The following is a 21,211-nucleotide window of genomic DNA, read 5'->3' on the forward strand; positions in this document are numbered from 1 at the left end:
ACTGCACCCATGACCTGGTCCAACGTGCCCGGCGGTCCGCCGCAGTCCTCACCCTCCGACCCCACCGGCGCCCAGCGGGCCACGTGGGAGCAGAGCGGCTCGACGCTGTTCCCGCCGGGGAAGCTCGCCGACCGGATCTCGACCGTGCTGCTCCTGGCGTTCGGCGCCGTCATGACGGTCGTCACCGCGGTCGTCGGGATCATCGCCGTCATCTCGGCGACCGCCACGTGCGACGCCGCCACCGGCTGCACCCCGGGTGGCTACATCGGTGGGACCGCGATCGCGGTCGGCGGTGCCTTCGTGATCGGCGTCGCCACGATCGTCCTGTCGATCGGCGCGTGGATCCGCCGCCGGTCGTCGTGGTGGATCGCCGCGATCGGCTTCGTGCTCGCGATCGTGGTCATCACGTGGGGCGGCGTCGTCTTCGCGGGGGCGGCGGACGGCGGCTCGGCGTCCTCCTCGGTCTCCCCCACAGCCTGACGCCTGCGGTCCGGCCCGGACCGGGGTAGCGTCCGGGGCATGGTGACGGTCTCGCGGACGACGGTCGCGGTGGTCGGTGGCGGCCCCGCCGGGGTCGTCCTCGGCCTGCTCCTCGCCCGTGCCGGCATCGCGGTCCGGCTCGTCGAGAAGCACGACGACTTCAACCGGGACTTCCGCGGTGACACCGTGCACGCCTCGACGATCCGGCTGCTCGACGAGCTCGGGCTCGGGGAGCGGTTCGCCGCCCTGCCGCAGTCACGCCTCGACGACTTCTCCCTGCCGATGCCGGACGGTTCGCGCGCGCTCCTCGGCGACTTCTCGCGCCTGCGCCCGCCGTACGACCACGTGGCGATGGTGCCGCAGTGGGACCTGCTCGACCTGCTCGTCACCGCCGCCCGCGAGGAGCCCTCGTTCGAGATCACGATGGGTCTCGCGGCCACCGACACGATCGAGGAGAACGGCGTCGTGACGGGCGTGCACCTGGCGCCGTACCGCGATCCGGACGGCGTGACCGAGGAACTCCGCGCCGACGTCGTCATCGCCTGCGACGGCCGCGACTCGGTGCTGCGCAGCGCCGCCGGCCTCCACCCGCGGTCGTTCCCGGTGCCGTTCGACACGTGGTGGTTCCGGCTCCCCCGCGAGCCCGGCGACGCGACGACCGCGCTCGTCCCGGCGTTCTCCGGCACCGACGTCCTGCTCAGCTTCCCGCGGCCCGATTACCACCAGGTCGCGTACTTCGCGCCGAAGGGGTCGGACGCGGCCCTCCGCGCCGCCGGGGTCGAGTCCTTCCGGGCCCGGGTCGCGCGGCTCCGACCGGACTTCGCGGGCCGCGTGGACACGATCGCGTCGATGGACGACGTGCACGTGCTCGACGTCCGGATGGACCGGCTCACCCGGTGGTGGCGCCCGGGACTGCTCTGCATCGGCGACGCGGCGCACGCCATGTCCCCGGCGGGCGGCGTCGGCATCAACCTGGCGGTGCAGGACGCGGTCGCGACGGCTGCGATCCTGGCGCCGGCGCTCGGACGGGGGCTCCGCGGCGCGGACCTCGACCGTGCCCTCGCCGCGGTGCAGCGCCGGCGCACCCCGCCGGCCGTGGTCGTCCAGACCGCCCAGGCGTTCCTGCACCGCGTGGTGTTCGAGCGGGCCTTCGCCGGGGCCCTGCAGGCCGGCCCGCCGCGGCTCCCCGTCCTGCTCGCCCGGTACGTGCCGCCCGTCCGCGGCCTCTACGCGCGCGGGATCGCCTTCGGACCGCTCCCCGAGGACGCCCCCGCCTGGGCACGGCGCTGACCCTGGACACGACCCGTCCCTCCCGGCGCATGCTGGGGACATGAAGCAACGAGTCATCGGAGACGTGTCGGTCAGTGCCATCGGACTCGGCGGGATGCCCATGTCCATCGAGGGGCGCCCGGACGAGCGGCAGTCCATCGCGACGATCCACGCCGCGCTCGAGGCCGGCGTCACGCTCATCGACACCGCCGACGCGTACCACCTGGCCGCCTACGACGAGGTGGGGCACAACGAGTCGCTCATCGCGAAGGCCGTCCGGGAGTTCCACGGCGACACCTCGGACGTCCTGATCGCCACGAAGGGCGGGCACCTCCGGCCGGAGCCCGGCCCGTGGGCGCAGAACGGCCGTCCGGAGTACCTCAAGGAAGCGGCGAAGGCGTCCGCGAAGCGCCTCGGCGTGGACGCCGTCGGGCTCTACCAGTTCCACCGACCGGACCCGGCGGTGCCCTACGCGGACTCGATCGGTGCGCTCGCCGAGCTCCTCGACGAGGGCGTCATCCGGATGGCCGGCATCTCGAACGCCGACCCCGACCAGATCCGGACGGCGAACGAGGTCCTCGACGGCCGACTCGCCTCGGTGCAGAACCAGTTCTCGCCGAAGTTCCGCTCGAGCGAACCGGAACTCGCACTGTGCGATGAGCTCGGGATCGCGTTCCTGCCGTGGAGCCCCCTCGGCGGCATCGCGAACGCCGCGGACCTCGGCACCGCCTACGAGGACTTCGCGTACATCGCCCGCGACCGCGGCGTCAGCCCGCAGGTCGTCGCGCTGGCGTGGGAGCTGCAGAAGAGCGACGTCGTCGTCCCCATCCCCGGGGCATCGCGCCCACAGTCGATCCTCGACTCGGTGACGGCCGCGACCATCAAGCTCCGTCCCGAGGACGTGGCCCGACTGGACGCCTCGCAGCCGGCGGTGGCGTAGACGACGCGACCCGCGCCTCCTGGACTGCCCTGGAGGCGCGGGTCGCGATCACGCGTCGGCGCGCGTCAGGACTGGCAGACCTCCTGGAAGTCCTTGCCCGTCGTCTCCAGCTTCTGCAGCCCCTCGGTGAAGCCGGAGCTGGACAGCGCGGACGGGTCCTTCGACGCCGCGAGGTCCTTCGTCATGCCCACGAAGTCCGAGAAGGCGCCCGCGAACGCGTCGGTCTTCGGCTTCACCTCGGTGTTGGTCACCTTGTCGGCGCTGTCCTCGAGCGTGGCGTCGAACTCGTCGAGCTTCGCCATCGCGGCCTGCGGGTCGCTCTGCAGCTCGGTGAGCTGCATCTGCATGCCCTTCGTAGCGTCGGTGACCTCGTTCGTGAACAGCTTGCAGGCCTCGGCCTTGGTCTGCGTCGGGGTCGGCGTCGACTTGGCGGCCGTCGTGGCGTCCGAGCCGGAGCCGCCAGCGGAGCAGCCGGCGAGGAGTGCGACGGCGATGGCGGCCGTGGTGAGCGAGACGAGCTTGGTGCGCATGGTGGTGGGTCCCCCCGGAGTCGTGCCCGCGACCCCGGGATGGGGTGCGGATCCGCGTCGAGGCTACATGGGAGGTCCACAGGTGGACCGCGTTGCCGTCGCAGTCGCTCAGTGCCCGCTGCGGAGCGGCGCGGCCGAACGGAAGAGCCCCTCGACGAGTTCGTCGATCCGGGCGTCGGCGATCGCGAGGTCTCGTTCGCCACGTTCCCTCGCAGCGTGACGCCCGTCGGCGTCCAGGACGCTCGTCCACGGGGTCGGGTGGACGTCGAGGCCGACGGACTGGTGGTAGTCGTGGTACTTGAAGGCCGCTTCGGTGGCGGCGGGAGACTTCAGCGAGACGAGGGTCGCGGGCGTCCGCAGCGAGTGCGCGAGGATCACGCCGTGCATGCCAGCGCTCATCACGTGCTCCGCCGCACCGAGCTCGGCCAGCATGTCGGCGGGCGTCAGGGTCGGCGGGAGGAGGCGCACCCCGGTCGAGCAGATCGCGGAGATCGTCCGCCGCTCGACCGCGGTCATGTGGGACGTGAAGTGCGAGACGAGCACTGTGCCGCGACGGCGTTCCCTGGGCAGGCCCGGACGGAGCGACCGGACGAGGAGTCCCGGGTCGCCGATCTGGGTGGACTCCGGCAGGCCCAGCGCCGCCCGCGCGAGCGGTCCACGGATCGCGAGGACGCGGTCGCGGACGGCAGCCGCACGGTCCGCAGGGACGTCCGGCGTGTGCAGGCCGGTCCCCCAGATCTGGCCGACGCCACCGCGCGTGAGGTACGGCACGATCGCGCTGCCGATGGCGACGACGTCTTCACGGCCGAGGGGCGCCCACCGGACGCGCCGTCCGAGGGCCTCCGTGAGAACGAGCTCCGAGAGCTCGTCCCCGTGGTTCGTGAACGCTCGTCCACGCCCGAGTGCGAGCCTGGACCACGCGGGGGCGTGGTCACGGAGTTCGTGCGCCAGTGCGCGGAGATCCCGACGGGGAGACCACCAGAAGGCGTTGATCGGTGTCGTCATGTGCTCTCTCTTCCACCCGAGGTGAAATAAGAATATCACATGCGAGAGATTCCTCGCCGTGTTCGCGACGCGTAGCGTCGGGGGCATGCGAGCGATCACCTCCGAGAACGGCACCCTCGACCTGCACGACCTCCCCGACCCGGTCCCCGGGGCCGGCGAGGTCCTCATCGAGGTCGCGGCCGCCGGGGTGAACAACGCCGACCTGCAGCAGGCGGCCGGCAACTACCCGCCGCCTCCCGGGGCGTCGGACGTCCTCGGCCTCGAGGTCTCCGGCACCGTCCGCGCACTCGGCGATGGCGTCGAGGGGTTCGCCGTCGGTGACCGGGTCTGCGCGCTGCTGTCCGGCGGCGGCTACGCGGCACTCGTCGTCGCCCCGGAGACCCAGGTGCTGCCGGTGCCGGAGGGGATCGACCTCGTCGAAGCCGCGGGGCTTCCGGAAGCCGCGTGCACGGTGTACTCGAACGTCGGCATGCTCGCCGGGCTCCGACCCGGACAGACCCTGCTCGTGCACGGCGGCACCGGCGGCATGGGGTCGCACGCGGTGCTCTGGGCGAAGGCGCTCGGAGCGACGGTGATCGCGACGTCCGGGGGCGAGCGGAAGGTGCAGGCCTCCCGGGAGCTCGGCGCGGACCTCGTGGTCGACCACCGCTCGGAGGACTTCGTCGCACGGGCGCTCGAGTTCACCGGGGGCCGTGGCGTCGACGTGGTGCTCGACGTCGTCGGGCCGGACTACCTGGCGCGGAACATCGAGGTGCTCGCGCCGAACGGGCACGTCGCCGTGATCGCCTCGGGCAGCGGCCGCACCGGCGAGCTCGACCTCGGCGCGATGATGCGGAAGCGGGCGACGATCAGTGCGACGACCCTGCGTGCCCGGCCGCTCGGCGAGAAGGCCGCGATCGTCGAGGCCGTCCGGTACAACGTCTGGCCGTTCGTGGCGGACGGTCGGGTGCGCCCGGTGATCGACTCGGTCCTGCCGCTCGCCGAGGCCGCCGAGGCGCACCGGCGGGTCCGGGACGGCGAGGTCGTCGGGAAGGTGCTGCTGACGCCCTAGGCGCGCAGCACCCGGGCGGGCGCGTCAGGCGTGGACGCGGGCGAGGAACTCGACGAGCGCGGGGTGCCGGGGAGCGTCGAGGACCTCGGCCGGGGCACCCTGCTCGACGACCGCGCCCTGGTGCAGGAACACGATCCGGTCGGCCACGTTCCGCGCGAAGTGCATCTCGTGCGTGGTCATCAGGATCGTCGAGCCCTGCCGCTTCAGCTCGGTCACCAGGTCGAGCACCTCGCCGACGAGCTGCGGGTCGAGCGCACTCGTGACCTCGTCGAGCAGCAGGAGTTCGGGGTCGGACGCGATCGCCCGCACGATCGCCACGCGCTGCTGCTGCCCGCCGGAGAGCCGGTCCGGGTAGGCCCCGGCGAAGTCCGCGAGGCCGATCCGCCCGAGGAGCCGCCGCGCGGTCTCCTCCGCCGACGCCCTGCCGACGCCGTGCACCTGCCGGGAGGCGAGCGTCACGTTGTCGAGCACGCTCATGTGCGGGAACAGGTTGAACTGCTGGAACACGACGCCGATCCGGGCCCGGGTGGCGTCGACGTCGATGCGGGGATCGGCGATGTCCGTGCCCTGCAGCAGGATCTCGCCGTCGTCGATGCCCTCGAGCAGGTTCACCGTCTTGAGGAGCGTCGACTTGCCGGAGCCCGAGGCCCCGATGACGCAGATGACCTCGTGGCGGTGCACCGTCAGGTCGATCCCACGCAGGACCTCGTGCTCGCCGAACGCCTTGCGCAACCCGCGCAGCTCGAGGACCGCGGCCGACGTCTCGGGGGTGATCCGCGCCTCCTGGCCCGTCATACGGTCCCTCCGATCTGCTCGCGCCGCTGCTGGCGACGCGCGATCGCGTCCGTGACGCGGATCAGCGGCAGGCTGATCACGACGAAGAGCAGTCCGGCGACGAAGTAGGGCGTGAAGTTGTAGGTCTCGGCCTGGGCGATCTGCGCGGAGCGGACCGCGTCCACCGCGCCGAGGATCGACACGAGACCGACGTCCTTCTGCATCGACACGAAGTCGTTCATGAGCGCGGGCGTGACCTTGCGGATCGCCTGCGGCAGCACGACGAGGCGCAGGGTCTTCGCGTGCGACAGCCCGAGCGACCGGGCGGCGAGGCGCTGCGAGGGGTGCACGGCCTCCATGCCGGCGCGGAGCACCTCGGCGATGTACGACGAGTACGTGAGCACGATCGCGATGGTGCCCCAGACCTCGGCGGGGAGGCGCGGGAAGACCCCGAGCCCGGGGATCCCGTAGCCCACCAGGTACAGCACGATGATGAGCGGCAGGCCGCGGAACAGGTCGGTGTAGCCGGTGGCGAGCATCCGCAGGGGGAAGAACACCGGGCTCCGCAGGCCCCGGACGACCGCCAGCAGGGTTCCGAACACCGCGACGCCGATGGCGCTGAAGAACAGGATCCGGATGTTCAGCCAGAGGCCCTCGAGGATCGACGGGAACGAGTCGATCGCGGTCTGCGGGTCGAAGAACGACTGCTGGACGGCGGCCCAGCCGGGGGTGTTCACGACGCCGAAGTAGACGACGGCGATCACGACGAGCGTCGACGCGACGGACACCACGATCGACCGGCGTCCGCGCTGCCGACGGTAGAGCCGACGCTCCAGCTCGACCTGGCTCGGCGCGGCTGCGGCCACCGGGGTGCCGGCACCTGCTGGAGCGGTCATGCGGCTACTTCAGGACGGGGGTGTCGGTCTCCGAGGAGAGCCACTTGGTCTGCAGGTCCTGGAGCGTGCCGTCCGCCTTGAGCGACTTGATCGCCTTGTCGACCTTGCTCGTCAGTTCGGAGTCCTTCGGCAGCACGAAGCCGAACTGGTCGCCCGTGCCGTCGGACGGGAACTGCGCCGAGACCGTGCCCTTGCCGTCGAGCTGCGCGCCGGACATGTAGAAGGCGGTCGGCAGGTCGGTCACGATCGCGTCGATCTGGCCCGACTTGAGCGCGAGGACGGCGTCGTCGTTCGAGTTGAAGACCTGCGGGGTGACCCCGAGGACGTCCTTCACGCTCTGGATGCTCGTCGACCCGGTCGCGACACCGATCGCGTCCTGCTTCAGCGCCGCGATGGTGGTGTCGTCGGCGGCCTTCGAGGACTGCGTCGTCACGACCGCCTGGGTCGTCGTGTAGTACGCGCTCGACATGTCGACGGCCTTCTTGCGCTTGGCGTCGATCGAGAACTGCTGGACGTTCATGTCCCAGTCCTTCGGGCCCGGTGCGATGGCACTGTCGAAGGTGCTCCGCTTCCACACGACGTCCGACTTGTCGTAGCCCATCTCCTTCGCGACGGCGTAGGCCACGGCGGCCTCGAAGCCCTTGCCGGACTGCGGCTTGTTGTCCTCGACCCAGGGCGAGTACGCGGGCTGCCCGGTCGCGATGGTGAGCTTGCCGTCGGTGACGGTGCCGTCGGCGTTGCCGCTGCCGCCCGCCGAGCAGGACGAGAGCGCGAGTGCGGCGACCGCAGCGGTCGCGACGGCGATGGTGAGACGGAGGGATCGGGTCACGGTCGGGCCTTCGTGCGAGGGGGTGGGGGCAGGACGAAGTGTACTTCGCGCTGGGATACCAACGCGAAACGGATGTCTCGCGACTACTCGGCGAGCGTGAAGTCGTCGAACGAGAACCCGGGCGACACCAGGCAGCTCAGCAGCACCTCGCCGTCGCCCGGCAGGGTCCGCTGCCACACGCCGCCGCGCACGAACGCCTGCGCGTCGTTCACCCGGTCGCGCCCGGCGTCCGGGCCGAGCGTGATCGTCGCACCGGGCTCGGGCTGCTCGCCGTCGCCGCCGAGCTGCAGGTCGACGCTGTCCGGCCCGTGCCACATCCAGATCTCGTCGCTCGTGACCCGGTGCCAGGCCGAGGCCTCACCCGGGGGCAGCAGGAAGTGGATCAGGGTCGCGGCGGGCCGGTCGCCCGCCGGGGTCGACACGGTCGCGGGCGAGGTCCAGGTGCGGACGTACCAGCCGCCCTCCGGGTGCGGCTCCATACCCAAGGCGACGGCGCGCTTCGGCACGTCGAGCCACTCGATCAGGGTTCCGTCGACGGTGCGACGGGCGGCCATGCCCGGGCGGGGTGCGGTCTCGGTCATGATTCCTCCAAGGAACGATCAGGTGGGGCGGGCGGGCCGGTCAGCGCACCGTCGACGGCCCTGACGACACCGCGGACCACGGTCGCGACGGCACGGCCGGCACCGTCCTCGACGAGTTCGGCGAGGGCGTCCGGCACGGTCCGGGCGTCGACGTCGAAGACGGCGAGGTCGGCGCGTGCCCCGACGGCGAGGTGCCCGATCCGGTCCGGCCCGACGGCGAGCCCCATGGCGTGCGCGCCGCCGAGGGTCGCCGCGGCGAGCAGTCGTTCGTGCAGGTCGCGGTGCCCGTAGCCCTGCGACCGGGCGATCCGGTGCAGCGCGGTGACGTCGGCCATCAGGTCGAGGGACGGCGACGACGACAGCGAGTCCGTGCCGATCGCGATCGGGCTGCCCTCGCGCAGGTAGTCGGCGACGGGTGGCGGATCGAGCCCGATGACGGCGTTCGATCGCGGGCAGAGCGCGACGGCGGTCCCCCGCGCGCGCAGCAGTGCGCGGTCGGCGGCGGTCATGTACACACCGTGCGCGATGTGGCAGTCGGGCCCGAGCACGCCCAGCCGGTCGACGAACGCGGTCGCGCTCGCACCGAAGCCGAGCGCGCGCATGGCCCGGAACGACGGCACGTTCGCCAGGTGCCAGTCGTTGCCGTGGCCGACGCCGTCGACTCCCTCGAGTCCGGGCACCGGCCCGAGGGCGACGCGCTCGCCCTCGAACGCGGCCTCGCCGAGGTGCAGGTGCAGCCGGAGACCGCGCTGGCGCACGATGTCGGGGAGTTCGAGCAGCGGGGCGACCTCGAGCGAGTACGGCGCGTGCGGGGAGAGCCCGGCGCCCGGGTCCGTCGGGATCCGCTCGAGTTCGGCGAGGACCTGGTCGCGGCCGTGGGACTGCCAGGCCGCGTTCTCCCAGTCCATGACCTCCCAGTAGGCGATGCCCCCGAGGCCCGCTTCGGCGAGCACGGTCGACGCCTCGATGTCCGTGACGACGTCGGCGATGCTCGTCACACCGGCGAGGATCGACGACGTCGCGCCCGCTGCCGCCTCGGCGTGCCAGTCGTGCGGCTCGGCGTAGTCCTCGTTGAACGCGCGGGCCCAGTCCTCGAAACCGCTGTACTGCCGCTGCCCGACACTGGCCATGCCGGTGTACTGCAGGTGCGAGTGCGCGTTCACGAGACCGGGGAGGAGGGCACCTCGCCACGGCCGTTCGGTGAAGGGCACGCCGGAGACCGCGAGCTGGTCGACGACCCACGACCGGTCGCCGACGTGCAGGATGCGGCCGTCCTGCACCGCGACGGCGCCGTCGGCGATGGGCGGCGCGGTCATCGGCACGACGATGCGCGCCGAGTGGACGGTGACGGGGTGCCCGGTGGTCACGACGGGTCTCCGAAACGGCGGGTCCGGACGTCGGGCTCACGGTCGGCGGGGTGCTCGGCGAGCGGTCCAGGAGGCGCGGCTGGCGCTCCGAAGGCGGCGAGCGCCGCGCGGGCGGTCGCCTCGTCCACCGCGGGGTCGATCGGCACGACGGCACGGTCGAGCTCGTCACCCCGTTCGAGGAGCATCCGGACGGCGCCGAGCTGTGCGGCGAAGGACAGGTCCATGATCTCGATCGGGTTGCCCTCGGCAGCGGTGATGTTGATGCAGCCGCCGCCGTCGAGCACGATCGGGCCGCCGTCCGTACCGGGGAACACGAGTCGCTCGGCCTTCGGACCCACCGGGACCCGCTCGGCGCCGGCTGCTCGGGCGTCGTCGAGCGCCACCTCGTGGTCGACGCCGCCCGCGACCGCGACGACCGTGCCGTCCGCGCACGACCGCAACGCGCGGAGGTCGACCGTGTCGGCGACCCCCGTGGCGCTCATCACGAGGTCGGCGTCCTGCACCGCCTCGGCGAGGGGTGCGACGGCGTAGCCGGCGAAGAGCGCCTGCAGGGCGCGGACCGGGTCCGTCTCGGCGACCGTCACCCGCAGACCGAGTGCCGTGAGCACCAGGGCGACCCCCTCGCCGACGTGGCCGAACCCGGCGACGACCGCCGCGCCTCCCGGGACCACGCGGTGCGTACCGGACGGGAGCCGGTCGAGCAGGTCGAACACCGCGAACACCGTCGACTGCCCGGTGCCGTACCGGTTGTCGAAGAAGGTCTTGGTGCGGGCGTCGTTCACCGCGACGACGGGGATGCCGAGCTCGCCGCGCGCCGCCATGGTGCGGAGCGGGCGGAGGCCGCTCGTCGTCTCCTCCGCTGCGCCGAGCATCGTGGGCACCAGGTCCGGCCGCTCCTGGTGCGCGAGACGGATCACGTGCGAGCCGTCGTCGAGCAGGACGTGCGGCCGGGTGTCGAGCATCGCGAGGGCGAGGGCCCGCTGCTCGGGGAGCGAGGCGGCACTGCTCGCGTACACGGTCAGCCCGGCTGCACGGAGGGCGTCGGCCACGGCGTCGTCGGTCTCGTCGGCGTGGGCGTAGACGACGACCTCGGCGCCGGCGTCGCGGAGGAGCAGGCTCAGCACGGCGGTCTTCGGCTCGAGGAACATCGCGACGCCGATCCTGGTGCCACGGAGGAGTCCCCCGTCGCGCAGCTCGGCGGCGACCGCTCGCGACACGGGCATCGACCGGCGGGCCCAGCGCAGGCGGGCCTCGGCGGCAGGGTCGTCCTCGGGGTCGCGGCCGGTGGAGACGAGGAAGACGTCGTCCGAGGTCATCGGCACCGCGAGGACACCCGGACGGGCGATCGTGACCGGGCCGAAGGCGTCCTCGTCGACGGCGGGGAGGTGTCGTCCGGCGTCGACCACGACGAGGGTCGCACCCCGGGGGCGGTCGGCTTCGCGCTCGATGACCGGCGTGGAGTCCTCCGGCGAACCGGCGCACCAGAGCTGGTCGACGGGTTCGTGGGGCAGTGCCTCGCGGGCGCCGAGCCCCGTCAGCAGGGAGCGCAGCGCCGCGGTGTCACGGGGGTCGCCGCCGACGATGCGGAAGCGGCGCGCGGCCACGAGGAGGTTCGTCGCGCTCGCGAAGCGCCGGACGGCCGCCGAGGCCCAGGCGCGGGTCTCGGGGTCGGCTCCTGGCGGCATGCCCCAATCGTAGGGCGAGCGGGCGGCGCGCCCGTGTCCGGCGGGTGGCCGGGGGCCTCGTCAGCGCAGGACGTGTGGTGGGGGCGTGCCGTCCCATCCCCCGTCGGCCGGCGACGACGACGACCAGGGTGCCGGCCAGCCGGCGAGCGCGTTCGCGCTCCGGTCGAGCCGTCGGTGCCGGCGCAGCACCGTGACCAGGACCGCGACCCCCACGGCCGACACGATCGCGAGCCCGATCACGTACAGGGTCGTCGCGACGCCGGCGATCGACGCCGGGACGACCCCGTTCCGCGCCGCCGAGAACGGCGTCCCCGTCACGACGAACGCCAGCAGGGTCGAGATCGTCGAGTTGGAGTCCCACAGCCCGTGCAGCAGGGAGACCCCCACGTAGGCGACGATCGGGGCCCACGACCACCGGAACCGGTCGCGACCACGGGCGGCGCCGAACAGGACGGCTCCGAGGATCGACGTCCAGAGCACGTGCCCGACCGGGGACAGCACCGCACGGACGACCTCGGTCTGCAGCAGGGACACCAGATCGATGCCCCGCGCGGTGATCGCCGCGTTGAACGCGTACCCCGCCGACTCGAACGCGGCGAACCCGGCACCGACCGTCGCCCCGAGGAGCGCTCCCTGCCGAGCCGTCTTCGGGCGCACCCGCCACCCGACGAACAGCAGCAGGACGCCCTTGACGAACTCCTCGACGAACCCGACGACGATGTACACGAGTGCGTCCTGCTGCAGGTTCGCCTCGAGCAGAGACGCCCCGAGCACGCCGAGGATCCCGCCGACGAAGAACGCGACGATGAGCTGCATCGTGCTCACCGTTCCGGTCACCCGCTCGATGACGAACAGCACCACCGTGAAGGGCACGAGGAAGCTGCCGAGCAGGATGATCGTCGGGACGAGGTTCGTGTTCAGCGTCGTGATCGTGACGACGATCGTGACCACCCAGAGCAGGAACCCGACGAGGAGGGTCTTCCACCACCAGCCGTGACGGTGGTGCGGGTGAGCGGCGCGGACGTCCGTGGACAGGCTCATGGAGCCATGGTGCTCCGCGGCCGCGCCGGGGGTCACGGGAATGCGCGGGGCTCGTCGGACGTACTCTCTGGGCATGAGCGATGCATCCTTCGACAAGGTCACGATGTTCGGTGCGGACTGGTGCCGCGACTGCCGCCGTTCCAAGGCGCTGCTCGACACCCTCGGGGTGGACTACGAGTACGTCGACGTGGAGGCGGACCTGACCGCAGCCGACCGCGCCGAGGAGATCAGCGGGCGGAAGAACATCCCCGTCGTCGTGCTGCCGAACGGGAAGCACTTCGTCGAGCCGTCGGACGCCGAACTGCGCTCGGAGCTCGAGGCCGCCGGCGTCGTCTGACGCCCGGGCGCGCTCTCGCCACCTCCCCCGCCCGGACATCGGATGAATCGGGCATGATGGCGGCGTGATCATCGACGCTCACCACCACCTCTGGGATCCGGCAGACCGTCCCTACCCCTGGATGGACGACTCGGTCGCCCCGATCCGGCGACGGTTCGACGTGGACGACCTGCGTGCGGCGACCACCGGGACCTCCGTCACGCGGACGATCGCGGTGCAGGCGGTGCACGACGCAGGCGAGACCGCCTGGCTCCTCGCGCAGCCCGCGCCGGTCGCGGGCGTCGTCGGCTGGGTGGACCTGACCGCGCCCGACGTCGCCGAGCGCGTGGCGGCGGCGTCGACCGGTCCGGGCGGCGAGCGGCTCGTCGGCGTCCGCCACCAGGCACAGGACGAGCCCGACCCCGGGTGGCTCGCCCGGCCGGAGGTCGTCCGCGGCGTCCGTGTCGTCGCGCGTGCCGGCCTCGTGTTCGACCTGCTCGTGCGGGCCCGGGAGCACGACGCCGCCCTCGCCCTCGTCGACGCCGTGCCCGAGGCGTCGTTCGTCCTCGACCACGCCGGCAAGCCGTCGATCGACACCGGGGACCCCTCGTGGCCGGACCGGATGCGGGACTTCGCCGTCAGGCCCAACGTGGCGTGCAAGGTCTCCGGGCTGCTCACCGAGGCCGGCGTCGACTGGCGGGACCGTCCGGTGGCCCGGTACGCCCGCGACGTCGTCGAGCACTTCGGACCGGAACGCTCGCTGTTCGGCTCCGACTGGCCGGTGTCGACGCTGGCCGCCGACTACGCCGAGGTGCTGCGCACGACGAGCGATGCCCTGGCCGACCTGTCGCCGACCGAGCGCGACGCTGTCCTCCGCGGGACGGCCGAGCGGATCTACCTTGCCGGAGCCCGCACTCAGACATAGGATGTTTCCGCTGCACCGGCGCAGCAGGAGAGTGAGGAACGATGCGGTTCGCACGACTTGGCCCGGCGGGCGACGAGATCCCGGTCGCGATCGACGACGACGGCGAGGTGCTCGACCTCCGGAGCCTCACCGGTGACATCAGCGGTGGCTTCCTGGCGTCCGACCCCGGCCCCGACGCCCTCGTGCGGCACGCCCGCGCCGCCGGCGACCTGCCCGTGGTCGACCGGGCGGACGGACTCCGGCGTGGGTCGCCCGTCGCCCGCCCCGGCAAGGTCGTCTGCATCGGCCTGAACTACCGCGACCACGCCGCCGAGACCGGCGCCGACATCCCCACCGAGCCGATCGTGTTCATGAAGGACCCGATGACGGTGATCGGCCCCGACGACGAGGTCCTCGTCCCCCGCGGCAGCACGAAGACCGACTGGGAGATCGAGCTCGCGATCGTGATCGGCACCACCGCGCGCTACTGCGCGTCCGAGGACGAGGCCGCGACGCACATCGCCGGCTACGCCATCGCCAACGACGTCTCGGAGCGCGCGTTCCAGCTCGAACGCGGCGGGCAGTGGGACAAGGGGAAGTCCTGCGAGACGTTCAACCCGCTCGGCCCGTGGCTCGTCACGCCGTCCGCGCTCGAGGCGGACGGTCTCGACCCGAACGCCCTGTCGCTGCAGCTCCGGGTGAACGGCGAGCTCCGGCAGGACGGCAGCACCCGGGACATGATCTTCCGGCCGGCCGAGATCGTCCGGTACCTGTCGCAGTTCATGGTCCTCTACCCGGGCGACGTCATCAGCACCGGCACACCCGCGGGGGTCGCCCTCGGCAGCGGTGCGCCGTACCTGCAGGCCGGCGACGTCGTCGAACTCACCGCCGAGGGCCTCGGCTCGCAGCGCCAGACGATCGGCGCAGCATGACCGCCGGAACCCACGAGGGCCTGCGGGCCATCGTCACCGGGGGCGCCTCGGGGATCGGCGCCGCGATCGTCGCCGCGCTCCGTGACCGAGGTGCGACCGTCGCGGTGCTCGACCTGCAACCCCCGGACGACGCCCTGTCGTTCCGCTGCGACCTCGGCGACGACACGTCCGTCCGGGCAGCGGTGTCCGACGCCGTCGAACAGCTCGGCGGCGTCGACGTCCTGGTCAACAACGCCGGCATCGGCGCACAGGGCACGGTCGAGGACAACCCCGACGACGAGTGGCGCCGCGTGTACGAGGTGAACGTGCTCGGCGCGGTCCGCCTCTCGCGCGCGTGCCTGCCGCACCTCCGCGACTCCGACGCCGCCAGCATCGTGAACACGTGCTCGATCGCCGCCACCGCGGGGCTGCCCCAGCGCGCGCTGTACTCCGCGACGAAGGGCGCGATCGCCGCCCTCACCCGCGCCATGGCGGCCGACCACCTCCGGGAGGGCATCCGCGTCAACGCCGTCAACCCCGGCACCGCGGACACCCCCTGGGTCGCGCGGCTGCTCGAGCGCGCCGACGACCCGGCAGCGGAACGGGCGGCCCTGGAGGCACGCCAACCGCACGGACGCCTCGTCGCCCCCGAGGAGGTGGCCGAGGCCGTCGCCTACCTCACCAGTCCGCTCGCCCGGTCGACGACGGGCGTCGACCTCGCGGTCGACGGCGGGATGCAGGCGCTCCGGCTCCGGCCCGCCTGATGGGCCCTGGAGGCGCGACTATCGTCGTCGTGTCGGCTCGCGTGGGCGAGTGGCCGAGCAGGAGGTGGTGACGTGGCGTCGCTGACGGACGATGCGATCGCACGCATCCAGCAGATGATCGTGAGCGGCGAGCTCCAACCCGGGCAGCGCCTCCCGCCCGAGAAGGAGCTCAGCGAGTCCCTCGGGCTGTCGCGGAACAGCCTCCGCGAAGCGGTGAAGGCCCTCGAACTCATCCGCGTGCTCGACGTCCGGCGCGGCGACGGCACGTACGTGACGTCGCTCGAGCCGACCGTCCTGCTCGAAGCGGTCTCCTTCGTCGTCGACATGCACCACGACCGCTCGCTCGTGGACCTGCTCGAGGTCCGACGGATCCTCGAGCCCGCGTCCGCCGTCCTCGCGACCGCCCGCGCCTCGGAGCAGCAGATCGACGACCTGCACGCGCTCATGCAGTCCGTCGGCGAGGACACCGGCGTCGAGGACCTCGTCGCCCACGACCTGCAGTTCCACTCGACGATCGCGGGCATCGGCGGCAACCAGTACCTGTCCGGCCTGCTCGACGCCCTGTCGAGCAAGACCGTCCGGGTGCGGGTCTGGCGCGGCTTGACGCAGAACGGCTCCGTGCAGCGCACGCTCGACGAGCACGCGGCGATCGTGGACGCCATCCGTCGCCGCGACCCCCAGCTCGTGCAGGCGCTCGTCGTGGCGCACGTCGAGGGTGTGGAGCGCTGGTTGCGGCGCTCGCTCGACTGAACCCGGCAGTCCTCCCAGGCAGGTGCGAGTTGGGTCGGTTGTCGGCCCTGACTCCGGCAACCATGCCGCGGCAACCGCACCCACGAGGAGGAAACCGTGATCGGTCTCATCATCAGCTTGATCATCATCGGACTCATCGCCGGCGCCCTCGCGCGGCTCATCGTCCCCGGCAAGCAGCACATCTCGATCCCCATGACCATCCTGCTCGGCATCATCGGGTCGTTCGTGGGCGGGTTCCTCGGGTTCCTGATCTTCCAGCACGACCCGATGGACGGCTTCTTCCAGCCCGCCGGCATCATCGGCTCGATCATCGGCGCCGTCATCGTGCTGTTCATCTACACGCGCTTCGCCGGCCGGAGCGCCCGCACCCGCTAGTCGGACGTGGCCGGGCACGACCCGGCGCACAACCGAAGTCACCCCGAACCGCGCATCCGCATGGTTCGGGGTGACTTTCGTTGTGCGCACGCGATCGGCGCCGGCGATCGGCGCGGGCCGCCGCGCGGCGGGGCGCCCGCGTCAGGCGGCGAGCAGGCCTGCCGTGCGCAGGTCGTCCCAGAGCGCCTCGGGCACCGTCGCGGCCGCCCGAGCGACGTTCGAGCGCACCTGCTCCGCCGACTGCGCACCGAGGGCGATCGCCCGGACCGCAGCCGCCCGGCGCGGGAACGCGAGCGCGGCCTGGGGCAGCGTGACGCCGTGCCGTTCGCAGACGTCCGCGATCGCGTTCGCCCGTTCGACGACCGACGTCGGCGCCACCGCGTAGTCGTACGTCGCCGAGGCGTCCGGCCGGTCCCGTCCGAGCAGCCCCGAGTTGTAGACGCCGACCGCGACCACGGCGACCCCGAGGTCCTCGCACCGTGCGACCAGCGCCGCCGCGGGCTGCTCAAGCAGCGTGTACCGGCCGGCGAGCATGACCACGTCGCACATGCCGGTGGAGACCGCCGCCTCGAGGGCCTCGACGGAGTTCGACCCGACGCCCACCGCCCGGACGACCCCCTCGTCCCGGAGCTCGACGAGCGTCGGCAGCGCCTGGGTCAACCCGTCGCGCAGCGAGTACACGTCCGGGTCGTGCAGGTAGGCGATGTCCACGTGGTCGAGCCCGAGCCGCCCGAGGGACTCGTCGAGGGACCGCCGCACGCCCGACGGCGAGGGGTCCCACTGCCGGACCAGGTCGTCCGGCACCGCGAACCCGCCGGAGTCCAGGTCGTCCCCGTCGCCTCGCCCGGGCACGAGCAGGCGTCCGACCTTCGTCGACACCAGGTAGTCGGACCGCGGCCGTTCGGCGAGTGCCGCTCCGAGCCGCCGCTCGGACAGCCCGAGCCCGTAGTGCGGCGCGGTGTCGAAGCCACGGACCCCGGCCTCCCACGCGGCGTCGACCGTGGCCCACGCCTCGTCGTCGGACACCTCGCGCAGCAGGTTGCCGATCCCCGCACCACCGAACCAGAACGGTCCGCGGTCGAGGTCCGGGGCCGTCACGCGTCCACCTGGTCCGCGAGCGACCACACCCGGGGGATGCCGTCGTCGTCGCCGGAGTAGTCGTCGTCCGCCTCGAGCAGCGGGTTCACCACGGCCTGCCAGTCGGCGTTCACGGGGTCGTCGGCGAGCGCCCTCCGCATCGCCCGGTAGTCGTCGACCTCGACGAGGTGCACGAGGTCCTGCCCGTCCCGCCAGATCGTCCAGTCCTGCACGCCGGCCGCGCGGAGCCGTGCCGCCAGCGCGGGCGGGACCGAGGCGTGCACGCGTTCGTACGCCGCCTCGCTCCCCGCCCGCAGCCGGGTCCTCGTCAGGATGCGCTGCATCAGTCGCGCAGGAAGAGCTCGACCACGGGCACCGCCACGTCCGGCCGGACGATCGGCAGGGTGAGCGTCAGCGTCCCCGCGGGCTGTCCACCGAGGCCGGTGTTCTGCGCCCGGGTGCCGGGCGCGATCTCGCGGTAGTGGATCTCCGACGCGTCGTTCAGGAGCTGGGCGTACTCGACCCGGCCGGCGAGGTCGGCGAGGTGCACGTGCTCGAACGGCCACGTGAAGAGGTGCAGGTACAGCCGGTTCCCGTTCTGCGTGTAGACGGTGCCCGCTGGCGCCCGGAACGACGACGGTCCGGCGCCGTACACCGACCGCGCGTGCTGGTGCATCCACGTGCCGATCCCGGCGAGCGCCGTCCGTGCGACCCCGTCGAACTCGCCACGACCGGTCGGCCCGACGTTGAGGAGCATGTTCCCGTTGTTCGAGACCCCGTCGACGAGCATGCGCACGAGCAGGTCGGTGCTCTTGACGTTCAGGTTGTCGCGGTCGTACCCCCACGAGCCGTTGAGGGTCTGGCAGGCCTCCCACGGCACCTGCACGCCGTCGACCTCCATCGGCTTGTCCGGCTGGTACTGCTCCGGCGTGACGATGTCCCCGGGCAGGTCGAGCCGGTCGTTGACGATGATGCCGGGCTGGAGCCGCTTGGTCAGCGCCAACAGCTCCTCGGACCCCCAGTCGTCGCGGCCCTTGCCGCCCCAGATGTCCTCGTGGTCGTTGTCGCGGTACGAGAAGTCGTAGAACAGGTAGTCGATCCGCCCGTAGTCGGACAACAGCTCCGTCACCTGCCCGTGCAGGTAGTCCCGGTAGCGCGCCATGTCCCGGCCCTCGTTCAGCGCGGCGATCGCCTCGTCGCCGTCGTCCCGCCTCGGGTGCACGCCGTCGATCGTGAAGTCCGGGTGGTGCCAGTCGATGAGCGAGTGGTAGAACCCGACCCGCAGTCCCTCGGCGCGGACGGCGTCGACGAACTCGCGCACGATGTCGCGGCCGAACGGGGTGTTCGTGGACTTGTAGTCGGTCAGTGCGCTGTCCCAGAGCGCGAAGCCCTCGTGGTGCTTCGTGGTGAGCACGACGTACTTCATGCCCGCCTCACGTGCTCGTCTGGCCCAGTCGGCGGCGTCGAACAGGTCCGGGTCGAAGTGGTCGAAGTACTTCTGGTAGTCGGCGTCGGTGATCCGCTCGCGGTTCTTCACCCACTCGTGCCGTGCCGGCAGGGCGTACAGCCCCCAGTGGATGAACATGCCGAACCGGTCGTGGGTGAACCACGCGGGCAGGCCGGAGGGATCGGTCGCGGTCTGCGGCTCTGCAGGTGCGGTGATGGTCATGTGGCCAGTGTTCCTTTCAGGAGTGCAGCACGTCACCGGCCGCCGAGGCCGCTGGTGACGATGCCCTTGACGAGGTGCTTCTGGAGCAGGACGAGGAGGATCACGGTGGGGAGCATGGAGATCACCGAGGCCGCCATCACGAGGTTCCACTCGGACCCCTGCTGCCCGAAGAACTGCTGCAGGCCGAGCGGGATCGTGCCGTGGGCCTCGACGTCGTTGACCACGACGAGCGGCCAGAGGAACGAGTTCCAGTAGGAGATGAACGAGAAGACCGCGAGCACGGCCATCGTCGGCCGGGCGAGCGGCAGCATCACCGAGACGAAGGTCCGGACGGCGCCGGCGCCGTCGACGCGTGCTGCGTCGTCGAGCTCCTGCGGCACGGTGAGGAAGAACTGCCGGATGAGGAACGCGCCGAGCGCCGTGAACGCCCACGGGACGATGAGCGCCTGGAAGGTGTCCACCCACCCGAAGCCCTGCATCATCACGTACATCGGGATGACGAGGACGTCCTGCGGGATCATCAGCGTCACGAGGAAGAGCAGGAACACGGTGTTCCGTCCCCGCCAGCGCAGCCGCGAGAACGCGTACCCGGAGAGCACGGCCACGACGACGTTGATCACGGTGCCGGCAGCCGCCACGAAGATCCCGTTCAGGATGAATCGGGCGAACGGCAGGTAGGTGAACGCCTGGACGTAGTTGTCCCACTCGAGCGAGCGTCCCCAGAGCGTCGGCGGCGTGGTGAACACCTGGTCCGCCGGCTTGAGGCTCGTCGCCACCATGTAGATGAGCGGCGAGACGAAGAGCAGCGCGACGAGGCAGAGGAGCGCGTAGCCGATCGCGTGCCGGAGCCGTCCGGGCCGGGGTGCCGAGGCGGTCCGGGGCACGGACCGCGGGTTGACCGTGCGGTTCGACGTCGTGAACCCGGTCGTGCGGGGCTTGGTCAGCTCACTCATAGTGCACCCACCGCTTCTGCCCGAGGAACTGGACGGCCGTGATCCCGAGGATGATGACGAACAGCACCCAGGCACCGGCGGAGGCCAGCCCGAGCTGCTGGTTCTGGAAGCCCGTGTTGTAGATGTACTGCACGAGGGTCTCCGTCGCCGTGCCCGGTCCGCCCTTGGTGAGGACGAACGGCTGCACGAACACCTGGAACGAGGTGATCAGCGTCATCATCGTGGCGAAGAACACCGACGGCGAGATGAGCGGGAACTTGATCGCCCAGAACGTCTGCCACGCGTTCGCGCCGTCGAGCTGCGACGCCTCGATCTGGTTCTCGGGCACGGCGTCGAGGGCCGCCGAGAAGATGAGCATGTTGTACCCGAAGCCCTGCCAGACGCTCATGGCGACGATGGCGAGCATCGCCCAGTGCTCGTCGGCGAGGAAGTTCGGCGCGTGCACGCCGACCGTCGACTGCAGGGAGGCGTCGATCGCGCCGCCCGGCTGGTAGAGCATCCGCCAGACCACGACGTTCGCGACGATCGGCGTGATGGTCGGGATGAAGAACAGCACGCGGAAGACGTGTCGACCGGCGATCCGCGGCGTCAGCCAGGCGGCGAGCCCGAGCGACACGACGAGGTTGAGCGGCACGTACAGCACGACGAACAGGGCCGTGTTGAGCGTCACCGTCCGGAACACCGGGTCGGCGAAGAGCCTGGCGTAGTTCTCGATGCCGGCGAAGCTGCGCTCGCCGAGCATCGGCCAGTTCATGAAGCTGACGACGAGGGAGGCGATGATCGGGAACGCCGTGAAGACGACCAGCCCGATCGAGTGCGGCGCGGCGAAGGCGGCGCCCCACCACGAGCGCCGACCGACGACGCCGTCGGCGTCACCGCCCTTGGGCCGGGGCGTCGCGGTGCCCGTCGCGACCGCGGTCGCGACGGCGGGGACCGCCGGTGGATCCTGGATGGTGGTCATGCGACGACCTCCTCGTCGTTCGCGGGTGCTTGCTGTCGGGGTGGCGGACTGGAGGCGCGGGGCGGGGTCGACCCGCGCCTCCA

The 21,211-nt window shown here is 71.9% G+C and carries 24 protein-coding genes; 10 read left to right on the top strand and 14 right to left on the bottom strand.

Going from position 1 to position 21,211, the window contains the following annotated elements:
• Positions 1–9 precede the first annotated feature (9 nt).
• Genes QE359_RS01255 through QE359_RS01265 form a run of 3 tightly spaced genes read left to right on the top strand, consistent with a single transcriptional unit; the run spans position 10 to position 2,689 of the window.
• On the top strand, positions 10–480 hold the full coding sequence (locus QE359_RS01255; protein WP_309776996.1) for a DUF6264 family protein: 471 nt from the start codon (positions 10–12) through the stop codon (positions 478–480).
• A 39-nt stretch (positions 481–519) separates the two neighbouring features.
• On the top strand, positions 520–1,770 hold the full coding sequence (locus tag QE359_RS01260) for an FAD-dependent oxidoreductase (RefSeq protein ID WP_309776998.1): 1,251 nt from the start codon (positions 520–522) through the stop codon (positions 1,768–1,770).
• A gap of 40 nt (positions 1,771–1,810) precedes the next feature.
• Positions 1,811–2,689, top strand: coding sequence for an aldo/keto reductase (locus tag QE359_RS01265; RefSeq protein WP_309776999.1), 879 nt, complete (start codon positions 1,811–1,813; stop codon positions 2,687–2,689).
• Between the two features lie 65 nt (positions 2,690–2,754).
• Here the strand turns inward: QE359_RS01265 and QE359_RS01270 are convergent, their stop codons facing one another.
• Together QE359_RS01270 and QE359_RS01275 are read right to left on the bottom strand one after the other, a co-directional pair.
• A complete protein-coding gene (locus QE359_RS01270; protein WP_070417860.1) occupies positions 2,755–3,219 on the bottom strand; it encodes a hypothetical protein in 465 nt (154 codons plus the stop codon).
• Between the two features lie 108 nt (positions 3,220–3,327).
• Positions 3,328–4,224 carry a polysaccharide pyruvyl transferase family protein gene (locus QE359_RS01275; RefSeq protein ID WP_309777002.1) on the bottom strand — a complete coding sequence of 299 codons (897 nt, stop codon included), beginning with the start codon at positions 4,222–4,224 and terminating at the stop codon, positions 3,328–3,330.
• Between the two features lie 85 nt (positions 4,225–4,309).
• On the opposite strand from QE359_RS01275, the gene QE359_RS01280 reads away from it, so the two are divergent.
• Positions 4,310–5,275, top strand: a complete 966-nt coding sequence (locus QE359_RS01280) for an NAD(P)H-quinone oxidoreductase (protein ID WP_309777003.1) — start codon at positions 4,310–4,312, stop codon at positions 5,273–5,275.
• Between the two features lie 24 nt (positions 5,276–5,299).
• Here QE359_RS01280 and QE359_RS01285 read toward each other — a convergent pair whose 3' ends face one another.
• The 7 genes from QE359_RS01285 to QE359_RS01315 form a co-directional block, all read right to left on the bottom strand.
• Entirely contained in the window at positions 5,300–6,070 is a 771-nt protein-coding gene (locus QE359_RS01285; RefSeq protein ID WP_309777004.1) for an amino acid ABC transporter ATP-binding protein, read from the bottom strand.
• A complete protein-coding gene (locus QE359_RS01290; protein ID WP_309777007.1) occupies positions 6,067–6,945 on the bottom strand; it encodes an amino acid ABC transporter permease in 879 nt (292 codons plus the stop codon). The genes QE359_RS01285 and QE359_RS01290 overlap by 4 nt, the downstream gene beginning before the upstream one ends.
• 4 nt (positions 6,946–6,949) lie before the next feature.
• Positions 6,950–7,774 (bottom strand): ABC transporter substrate-binding protein, encoded by an 825-nt coding sequence (locus QE359_RS01295; protein ID WP_309777008.1) that lies wholly within the window; start codon positions 7,772–7,774, stop codon positions 6,950–6,952.
• Positions 7,775–7,857: 83 nt separating this feature from the next.
• A complete protein-coding gene (locus QE359_RS01300) occupies positions 7,858–8,355 on the bottom strand; it encodes a cupin domain-containing protein (RefSeq protein ID WP_254791776.1) in 498 nt (165 codons plus the stop codon).
• Positions 8,352–9,722, bottom strand: a complete 1,371-nt coding sequence (locus QE359_RS01305; RefSeq protein ID WP_309777010.1) for an amidohydrolase family protein — start codon at positions 9,720–9,722, stop codon at positions 8,352–8,354. Before QE359_RS01305 ends, QE359_RS01300 begins: the two co-directional genes overlap by 4 nt.
• Positions 9,719–11,407, bottom strand: coding sequence for an adenosylhomocysteinase (locus QE359_RS01310; RefSeq protein WP_309777013.1), 1,689 nt, complete (start codon positions 11,405–11,407; stop codon positions 9,719–9,721). Before QE359_RS01310 ends, QE359_RS01305 begins: the two co-directional genes overlap by 4 nt.
• Positions 11,408–11,467: 60 nt before the next feature.
• Positions 11,468–12,448 (bottom strand): PrsW family intramembrane metalloprotease, encoded by a 981-nt coding sequence (locus QE359_RS01315; RefSeq protein ID WP_309777014.1) that lies wholly within the window; start codon positions 12,446–12,448, stop codon positions 11,468–11,470.
• A gap of 73 nt (positions 12,449–12,521) precedes the next feature.
• Between QE359_RS01315 and QE359_RS01320 the strand changes: the two genes are divergently transcribed.
• The 6 genes from QE359_RS01320 to QE359_RS01345 all read left to right on the top strand — a co-directional run bounded on the left by QE359_RS01320 (position 12,522) and on the right by QE359_RS01345 (position 16,468).
• Positions 12,522–12,785: a glutaredoxin family protein gene (locus QE359_RS01320; RefSeq protein ID WP_071295832.1), complete on the top strand. Its 264-nt coding sequence runs from the start codon at positions 12,522–12,524 to the stop codon at positions 12,783–12,785.
• A 64-nt stretch (positions 12,786–12,849) separates the two neighbouring features.
• Positions 12,850–13,689 (top strand): amidohydrolase family protein, encoded by an 840-nt coding sequence (locus tag QE359_RS01325; protein WP_309777015.1) that lies wholly within the window; start codon positions 12,850–12,852, stop codon positions 13,687–13,689.
• A gap of 41 nt (positions 13,690–13,730) precedes the next feature.
• Positions 13,731–14,600 (top strand): fumarylacetoacetate hydrolase family protein, encoded by an 870-nt coding sequence (locus QE359_RS01330; protein ID WP_309777017.1) that lies wholly within the window; start codon positions 13,731–13,733, stop codon positions 14,598–14,600.
• Entirely contained in the window at positions 14,597–15,343 is a 747-nt protein-coding gene (locus QE359_RS01335; protein WP_309777018.1) for an SDR family oxidoreductase, read from the top strand. Before QE359_RS01330 ends, QE359_RS01335 begins: the two co-directional genes overlap by 4 nt.
• Before the next feature lie 114 nt (positions 15,344–15,457).
• Positions 15,458–16,093: a FadR/GntR family transcriptional regulator gene (locus QE359_RS01340; RefSeq protein ID WP_070419373.1), complete on the top strand. Its 636-nt coding sequence runs from the start codon at positions 15,458–15,460 to the stop codon at positions 16,091–16,093.
• Between the two features lie 96 nt (positions 16,094–16,189).
• Positions 16,190–16,468: a GlsB/YeaQ/YmgE family stress response membrane protein gene (locus tag QE359_RS01345; protein ID WP_071295836.1), complete on the top strand. Its 279-nt coding sequence runs from the start codon at positions 16,190–16,192 to the stop codon at positions 16,466–16,468.
• Between the two features lie 141 nt (positions 16,469–16,609).
• Here QE359_RS01345 and QE359_RS01350 read toward each other — a convergent pair whose 3' ends face one another.
• The 5 genes from QE359_RS01350 to QE359_RS01370 are packed head-to-tail and all read right to left on the bottom strand — an operon-like array spanning position 16,610 to position 21,128.
• Positions 16,610–17,566, bottom strand: a complete 957-nt coding sequence (locus QE359_RS01350; protein ID WP_309777019.1) for an aldo/keto reductase — start codon at positions 17,564–17,566, stop codon at positions 16,610–16,612.
• Positions 17,563–17,889, bottom strand: a complete 327-nt coding sequence (locus tag QE359_RS01355) for an L-rhamnose mutarotase (RefSeq protein ID WP_309777021.1) — start codon at positions 17,887–17,889, stop codon at positions 17,563–17,565. Before QE359_RS01355 ends, QE359_RS01350 begins: the two co-directional genes overlap by 4 nt.
• Positions 17,889–19,214, bottom strand: a complete 1,326-nt coding sequence (locus QE359_RS01360; protein WP_229085758.1) for an alpha-L-fucosidase — start codon at positions 19,212–19,214, stop codon at positions 17,889–17,891. The genes QE359_RS01355 and QE359_RS01360 overlap by 1 nt, the downstream gene beginning before the upstream one ends.
• Before the next feature lie 32 nt (positions 19,215–19,246).
• Positions 19,247–20,167, bottom strand: a complete 921-nt coding sequence (locus tag QE359_RS01365; protein ID WP_309777022.1) for a carbohydrate ABC transporter permease — start codon at positions 20,165–20,167, stop codon at positions 19,247–19,249.
• Positions 20,160–21,128, bottom strand: coding sequence for a carbohydrate ABC transporter permease (locus QE359_RS01370; protein ID WP_070417844.1), 969 nt, complete (start codon positions 21,126–21,128; stop codon positions 20,160–20,162). The genes QE359_RS01365 and QE359_RS01370 overlap by 8 nt, the downstream gene beginning before the upstream one ends.
• Positions 21,129–21,211: the final 83 nt, after the last annotated feature.

Source organism: Curtobacterium sp. SORGH_AS_0776 (genome assembly GCF_031453355.1).
In the GTDB taxonomy this organism is placed as follows: Bacteria; Actinomycetota; Actinomycetes; order Actinomycetales; family Microbacteriaceae; genus Curtobacterium.